The organism is Bacillus sp. 05T31 (assembly GCF_056396725.1).
Genome location: NZ_JBFTMA010000950.1, coordinates 1 through 1286 on the forward strand (window position 1 = coordinate 1; position 1286 = coordinate 1286).

At 29.7% G+C, this 1286-nt stretch carries 2 protein-coding genes and 1 pseudogene; all 3 read right to left on the reverse strand.

Going from position 1 to position 1286, the window contains the following annotated elements; genetic code table 11:
- Positions 1–129: 129 nt before the first annotated feature.
- Positions 130–510: pseudogene (locus AC1DJR_RS30190) on the reverse strand (DUF4181 domain-containing protein).
- A gap of 83 nt (positions 511–593) precedes the next feature.
- Positions 594–974, reverse strand: a complete 381-nt coding sequence (locus AC1DJR_RS30195) for a DUF4181 domain-containing protein (RefSeq protein WP_477004282.1) — start codon at positions 972–974, stop codon at positions 594–596.
- 21 nt (positions 975–995) lie between these two features.
- On the reverse strand, positions 996–1286 hold a 291-nt coding region (locus tag AC1DJR_RS30200; RefSeq protein WP_477004283.1), incomplete at its 5' end, for an NUDIX hydrolase.

Below are 1286 nucleotides of genomic sequence, written 5' to 3' on the forward strand. Positions count from 1 at the left end.
CCGCCACAACCATCAATACCTATTATTAGTAGTGATTGCTCTGCAGATTTCACTCGAATTCGTTCTAATATCTTATTTAACTCCAAACCATTTCATCCCCTCTTTTTATTTATTGCGATAGACTTACTTTTACGCTGAAAACGGATCGAAGTAAAGTAGCAATGAAATCGCAATAAAAAATGTAAATAAGCCAATTATTGATATGATATATTCTTTCGATTCTCTATCATATTTCCACTCCATCCATGCACGTAATGTCCATAATACTCCAAAAAAAGCGAAGAATGGATATCCTACATTTGCATTTTCAAAGTTGTTAGTATAAACCATACTACCAATAAAATAAATAAAAAATAATCCTATTTCCAATTTTACATGTAAACTATTTACATGTTTATATCCAAAGAAGCCTCACTTCTCCATATTTAACTTTTTTCGTAAAAGCTCTTCTAAAAAATAGCCACCTATACCAACTCCAATAATTATAATCCAAACAGTATAAGCTCCCATTTCCATTCCTCCTATTACTACGTTGCATTTTCTAAAATAAAGTGGATTACATGACAGTTATTATCTTCTAAATAGTCACTTTATTATGCAGCTGGTGGAACGAGATAAAATAGTATTAAGAACATAACTATAAATGAAACTAGTCCAATTATTGAAAAAATAAATTCTTTCGACTCTCTATCATACTTCCATTCCATCCACGCTCTTAAAATCCATGTTATCCCCAAATAGGTAATAATAGCATATCCAATATTAGCGTTTTCGAATTTATATATATAAATAAAACTAGTTACTAAATAAATTATAAATAATCCTATTTCTAATTTTACATGCAGACTATTCACATGTTTATATCCCCAAAAACCACTCTTTGGCATATTCAGTTTTTTTCTTAAAAACTTATCGAAAAAATAGCCCGCTATACAAAAAGCAAAAATAATAATCCAAAAAGTAGAGTTTCCCATTGTTATCCCCCTTCTATTAACCTATTTATCTTTAATAATAAAGTGGACTATATTACGTTTATTATCTTCTAAATAACTTACGATTCCGTCAGGATATGTGGGCTTATTCTTTAACTCTTCTATACTTTTCCATATTAATATAATATCCGCATGTTCTTTATGTCTTATTTCATTTGTAATTATCTCTTCAACAGTTCCCCAATGTAGCAATGTACAGTGATGTCCTTTTTCGTTCTTCCACTCAAAAATATGCTCACTTACAATTGCTAACTCTTGAACATCAACTTTCAAATCGTATTCTTCTAGTAACTC

Coding starts and splice junctions, on each gene's coding strand:
- AC1DJR_RS30195 (WP_477004282.1), bottom strand. CDS start 974: ATGGGAAACTCTACTTTTTGGATTATTATTTTTGCTTTTTGTATAGCG.